General features: G+C 63.7%; 4 protein-coding genes and 1 rRNA gene. 1 reads left to right on the plus strand and 4 read right to left on the minus strand.

The annotated features are described in order from the left end of the window. Window positions 1–67: 67 nt before the first annotated feature. The 3 genes from BMY06_RS29115 to BMY06_RS29125 form a co-directional block, all read right to left on the minus strand. Window positions 68–1,594, minus strand: a complete 1,527-nt coding sequence (locus tag BMY06_RS29115) for an acetyl-CoA hydrolase/transferase family protein (protein WP_065059411.1) — start codon at window positions 1,592–1,594, stop codon at window positions 68–70. Between the two features lie 184 nt (window positions 1,595–1,778). After that, window positions 1,779–1,997, minus strand: a complete 219-nt coding sequence (locus BMY06_RS29120; protein ID WP_065059410.1) for a hypothetical protein — start codon at window positions 1,995–1,997, stop codon at window positions 1,779–1,781. A 166-nt stretch (window positions 1,998–2,163) separates the two neighbouring features. Continuing rightward, window positions 2,164–4,389 (minus strand): FUSC family protein, encoded by a 2,226-nt coding sequence (locus BMY06_RS29125; protein ID WP_065059409.1) that lies wholly within the window; start codon window positions 4,387–4,389, stop codon window positions 2,164–2,166. Between the two features lie 257 nt (window positions 4,390–4,646). Between BMY06_RS29125 and BMY06_RS29130 the strand changes: the two genes are divergently transcribed. Then, window positions 4,647–5,648: a LysR family transcriptional regulator gene (locus BMY06_RS29130; RefSeq protein ID WP_065059408.1), complete on the plus strand. Its 1,002-nt coding sequence runs from the start codon at window positions 4,647–4,649 to the stop codon at window positions 5,646–5,648. 161 nt (window positions 5,649–5,809) lie between these two features. Here BMY06_RS29130 and rrf read toward each other — a convergent pair. Continuing rightward, a 5S ribosomal RNA gene (gene rrf, locus BMY06_RS29135) occupies window positions 5,810–5,923 on the minus strand. Window positions 5,924–6,000: the final 77 nt, after the last annotated feature.

Consider the following 6,000-nt stretch of genomic DNA (forward strand, 5'->3'; position numbering starts at 1 on the left):
AGGTGCTCCCGTTTTTTTATGCGCGTGTTTTAAATACGTCGCTTACGCGCGGCTTGTTTCGCCATGCTTACGCATTCGCGACGAGACCCTCGCCCACTTCCGGCAGCATCGAGCCCGTTTCGTTGTAGCGCAGATGCATCTCGTACGCCTTCGCGAGATTGTGCGGCGTCTGACCGCCGTGCTTCAGCGCGTCGCGATAGTAGTCGCGCAGCAGGTCGCGATAGAGCGGATGCGCGCAGCGGTCGATGATCAGCGCGGCACGCTCGCGCGGCGCGAGGCCACGCAGGTCGGCGAGACCTTGCTCGGTCACGATCACATCGACGTCGTGCTCGTTGTGATCGACGTGCGGCACCATCGGCACGATGCTCGAAATCTTGCCGTCCTTGGCGATGGCCTTGGTCGCGAAGATCGCGCACGAGGCGTTGCGCGCGAAGTCGCCCGAGCCGCCGATACCGTTCATCATGTGCGTGCCGCCCACGTGCGTGGAATTCACGTTGCCGTAGATGTCGCATTCGAGCGCGGTGTTCAGCGCGATCAGACCGAGACGGCGGATCACTTCCGGATGGTTGCTCACCTCTTGCGGGCGCAGCACGAGTTTGTCCCGATAGCGGTCGAGTTCGGCGAGCACCTGTGCCTGGCGCGGCGCGGAGAGCGTCATGGAGGCGCCCGAGGCGAACACCATCTTGCCCGAGTCGATCAGGTCGAAGGTCGAGTCCTGGAGCACTTCCGAATACATCGTGAGCGCTTCGAACGGCGAATCCACGAAGCCCGACAGCACCGCGTTCGCGATCGTGCCGATGCCCGCCTGCAGCGGCGGCAGTTGCGCGCTCATGCGGCCATGCTTCACTTCGTGCTGCAGGAAGTCGATCAGGTGGCCGGCGATGCGCGCGGTTTCCTCATCGGCGGGCAGCACGGTCGAGGGGCTGTCCGGCTCGTTCGTGATGACGATGGCCGCGATCTTCTCCGGCGGAATCTCGATGGCCTGCGTGCCCACGCGATCGTCCACGCGCACGATGGGCAGCGGATCGCGATGCGGGCGGCGGCCCGGAATCCAGACGTCGTGCAGACCTTCGAGACCGAGCGGCTGCGCGAGATTGATTTCGACGATCACCTTCTCCGCGAGAATCGCGAAGCTCGCCGAATTGCCGACCGAAGTCGTGGGGATGATGGCGCCGGTTTCGGTGATGGCCGCGGCCTCGATGATCGCGAGGTCGAGCTTGCCCAGCAGATTCGCGCGCAGCATCTCGACGGTCTCCGAGAGATGCTGATCGACGAACATCACTTCGCCGCGATTGATGGCCTTGCGCAGCGTGGTGTCCACCTGGAACGGCAGACGGCGTTCGAGCACGCCCGCTTCGGTCAGCATGCGGTCCACGTCGTGGCCGAGCGAGGCGCCGGTCATGAGCGTGATACGCAGCGGCTCTTTCTCTTCACGCGCGCGGCGCGCCAGCTCGATCGGCACGGCCTTCGTGTCGCCGGCGCGGGTAAAGCCGCTGGCGCCCACGCGCATGCCATTGCGCACGAGTTGAGCCGCTTCGGCGGCCGAGGTAATCTTCCCGCGCAAGGCGGCACAACGGATACGGTCTTCGTACATCAAAGTCTCCACAAACTCTCTGATCGCCAAGTGCCCTTTTCAGGTCTCGCTTCGGCGGTTTGCATTTACGGATTGTGCAAAACAGTTTTGCAGCCGGAAATGCGCAAAGCCGCAGGACCCATACGCAGGCGCCGCGGCAAGAATCTCAAGCGTGCGCCAGCACATCGCGGGCGGTTACTCGATCTCAGCTACCAAAATAAATGTTGCAGAAGCTGACCGGTCCGACGCATTCGTCTTTGACGGCCGACTTCGCGACTTCGCGCGCGGGCGCTTGCGCGGCCGATTGAACCGCGCCTTGTGCGACCTGCTGAGGGACGCTCGCTGCCGGTGCTTCGCTCTGTGCATAAGCAGCGGCGGCGGCAAACAGCGAACAGGCAACAACAGCGATCTTCAGGGACTTCATTTCACTCTCCAGTGCTAACGGGTACTGCCGAAGCAGTGATGTGACTATATGACTCACGCCTGGATAAATTAAGAAGCCCGGCTGGAAGGCATTCTTCCAAGCCACGCGAGGATCGCGCGCGGGTCAAACGTTAAAGCACATTGAAGCGTTCGTTCAATGCGACAGATCAATGAGAGTTCGAATGCGATCGCGGCCAGAACGGCCGGCCGCGCGCGGCGCGGCGCGCGAGGGCGCCAAGGGGCGCATCGCGGTCGATCAGCGCGCTGCGAATGAAGTGCAGATGGCTCAGGATGCGTTGCACGTCGTGACGGCGCTCACGGTCGTGCTGGACGGACGGCAGCGCCTCCTGGGCGATCCATGTGGCCCCGCGCAGGGCGCTCAGCGTGCGGTCGAGCTGCGCCGCGTCGGGGTGCTCGAACAGGCCCGAGATATCGTCGAGCAGATGCCCGAAGCTCACGCGCCAGCGCGGATTGACGAGATCGAGCCACGCGGCATGCTCCACCTCGCTGCGCAGGTCGATCACGGCATGCCCCACTTCGAGCGTCACGAGCATCCAGCGCAGCGCGCGCCGATGCGCCTGCTTGCGGCCGTTGAGCAGCAGACGCAACTGGTGCATCAGATCGTGCGCGCCGGACTGGAACTGCTGGTTCAGGCCCGCCAGTTCGCCCCGGCACGCGATCACGACCTGACCGCGCAGCGCGACGCACATACGCGCCACGAGCCAGTTCATGTGAGGCGGGAACACCACGGCGAACGCAAGCGCGGCCACCACCATCGCCGCCACGACGGCGAGACCGTTGTTGACCAGCAGATCGGGCGTGTACGAGATGACGTTGTCCGGCCCGGCGAGCAGACACAGGAACACCGAAAAGCCGACGCCGAAGCCCGCGATGCGCGGCCGCGTCGCGAGGAACGCGCCCAGCGCGAGCAAGGGCGCGAGCGCCGCGCACAACAGCGGAAATCCATCGACGTTCGGATAGACGTAGCACATCAGCCAATAGCCGACGACGGCGGCGCAGCCCGCGCCCGCAGCCATCTGAAACGCCATGCGCGTGGCACGCGGCGCCGACGAGGTGAGCGCGCACGTGAGCGCCCCGGCGATCATCGCGAGACCGCCGCTCGGCCAGTCGGTTTCCACCCAGAACCAGCCCAGCGCGGCGACCACCACGGCCGTGCGCATGAAGGTGAACGCGACCACATACCAGCTCGTCCGCGGCACATAGCGCGTGACGCGCGGCTCGGGCGGCAGCCCGGCCTGCGTGAGCGACGCCCACGTCCGGCTGTAACGCGCGATCTCCGACGTGAAGCGATAGATCAGTTCCGCCGTGGTATCGAAGTCCTGCAGCACGTCGGGCGCATTCGTTTCGAGCGGACGGCGCGTCTCGCGCACGTGACGCGGCAGCGTACGCTGAAAGGCTTCAAGACTTTCAGCGAGACGCAGCGCATACGTTCGATCGGTCTCGCCCTGGCGCGGACGCTGCGCGAGCGCAGCCGCAAGTTCGCTGAAATATGGCGCGAGCGGCGCGATGGCCTCGTCGGTCCAGCGCAGCCGCTTCTTCAACTGGCGCAGCGCGTGCAGGCGGGCGCACACGTCCATGAACTCGCCGTTGAGGCGCGCGAGCAACTGGCTACGCGCGCGCATCGTCGGATCTTCGAAAAATGAGAAAGCGCGCGTGGCTTCGAAACCGACGATCTCGTCGACAAGGCGCGCGAATCGTCCTTCGAATGCGCCCCTTTCAAGACCGCCTGACAACACGCCAGCAGCGAACTGAGTAAAATCGAGATAACGAGTGCGCAAGGTGCGCTCAAGCACCGAGCCCGTTTGACGGGGCACGATGACGGCGCTGACCACCCCGGAGCACAAGATGCCCACGGCCACTTCCGCCCCGCGTCCGAGCGCGGCGAGAAAGAGGCCATTGGGCTGCATCACGAGCGGGATGCCGATCAGCGCCGCGGTATAGCCGGCCAGCACGAACGCGTACCAACGAAAATGCCGATTCCGCATGGCAGCCGCCGTACAGGCGGCGACCCACACCGTCATCCCCGCGATGTAGAGCTCGGGCTGCTGGATAAACACGGCCCCGAGGACCACCGCCGCCACCATCCCGACCGCCGTGCCGACGATGCGGTACACGCTCTTCGCGAACACCATGCCGGAGAGCGGCTGCATCAGCACGAACACCGTCGTCATCGCGATACGCGGCTGCGGGAGATCGAGCAGCATCGCAATGCCCATCGCCAGCAAACCCGCCGTGACCGTTTTCAGCAGGTGCAGCCAGATCGCGCCATGGCCGGCTCGCCATTCGCGCAGGCCGCGCCGCGCCGCGCGCCAAAGAATTTCAGCGCGCCGACGCGAGTCGATCGCTCGATGTATCGCTGGCTGGCGGTTCATGGACTGCGGACTACGCTCGGAATGATACGAAGAATGCCGCTGCTTACGCAGGGCAGAACAACGTGGTTGCACGGGGCCGGAGCGTGCGGTGATCGCGAATCCACTCTGGCCGACAGGCGCCGATTGTAGGAGCCTCACTGGAGCGAATTAACGGGAGGGACGGGGAACGTCCGTTCCAGATCGCTCAACAATGTGAGGGTCTGCAAGGCGGACAATATCGTTTTCGCACCGAACAAGAACGTTCAGAAGAAGGTCTGATGGATACGCTACAAAATATGCGGGTCTTTGTCCGCGTCGTCGAAGCCGGCAGTTTTACTGCCGCGGCTCAATCGCTCGATTCGACGACGGGTGCGATGTCTCGCGCAGTCTCGGAACTCGAGGCGCATTTGCGCACGCGTCTGCTCAATCGCTCGACGCGACGGCTCGCGCTGACGCCCGCGGGCGAGCGCTATCTCAAGCGCTGCAAGCAGATTCTCTCCGACGTCGACAGCGCCGAAGAAGAAGCGAGCTGCGCGCATGAACGCCCCGCCGGCGCGTTGCGCATGCACAGTTTCGCGAGTATCGGCCAGCAATATGTGCTGCCCGCGATCTCGCGTTATCGCGCGCTGCATCCGGAAGTGACGTGCGAACTCACGCTCTCCCAGCGTCTGCCCGATCTGTTCGAGGGCAGCAGTGACGTCTCGGTGATTACGGCGGCTTCGTTGCCGAACTCGGATCTGGTCTCGCACCAGTTGGGTTCGACGTGCAGCATTCTGTGTGCGTCGCCCGGCTATGTGCATACGCACGGCGCGCCGCGCACGCCCGCCGATCTCGCGCATCACGACTGCCTGATTCTCAAGACGCCGACGTCGCCCGCGCACGAATGGACGCTTGAAGGTCCGGAAGGCGGCGTGGAAATGCACGTCGACGGGCCGGTGCAGGTGAATATCGCCGAGTCGCTCGCGGTTGCGATTCGCGAAGGCATGGGTATCGGCATGCTGCCGGTCTATGCGGCCATCGAAGGGCTGCGCAATGGCACGCTCGTGCGTGTGCTTCCGCAACACATTCTGCAGAAAGTGAACGTGTACGCGCTGTATCCGTCGCGCAAATTCGTCGATGCGAAGACGAAGACGTGGGTGGAATTTTTGCGCGCGCATCTCCCGCAGGTGATTGCCCGCGATATGGCGCTGCTCGAGGAGCTGACGCAGGAACAACTCGTCGATGCCGCGTCGATCACGACGCCTGATGCGCTGACTGCGGCTCAGAAGACCGAGGATTAAATCTGCGTGATAGATGTCGAAGGCAAAACGGCCGTCCCTTGGGACGGCCGTTTTTTTGTTCCTGCTTGAGCGTTCTGGCTACGTGTTTTTCCCACGCCCAAACGCCAGAACCCCGGCTCTCTTTCTGGAGAAACCGGGGTTCTGGACGTACTGCATAAGAAGCCTGACGATTACCTACTTTCACACGGGCAATCCGCACTATCATCGGCGTAGAGTCGTTTCACGGTCCTGTTCGGGATGGGAAGGGGTGGGACCGACTCGCTATGGTCATCAGGCATGACGGGTTGCTGCGTCGCCTTTGGGGGCGCCACAGCCAATCTGGAAGAAGCGTAAAGAGTTTTTACTGAATTCG

The sequence above is a fragment of the Paraburkholderia tropica genome (assembly GCF_900109265.1).
In the GTDB taxonomy this organism is placed as follows: domain Bacteria; phylum Pseudomonadota; class Gammaproteobacteria; order Burkholderiales; family Burkholderiaceae; genus Paraburkholderia; species Paraburkholderia tropica.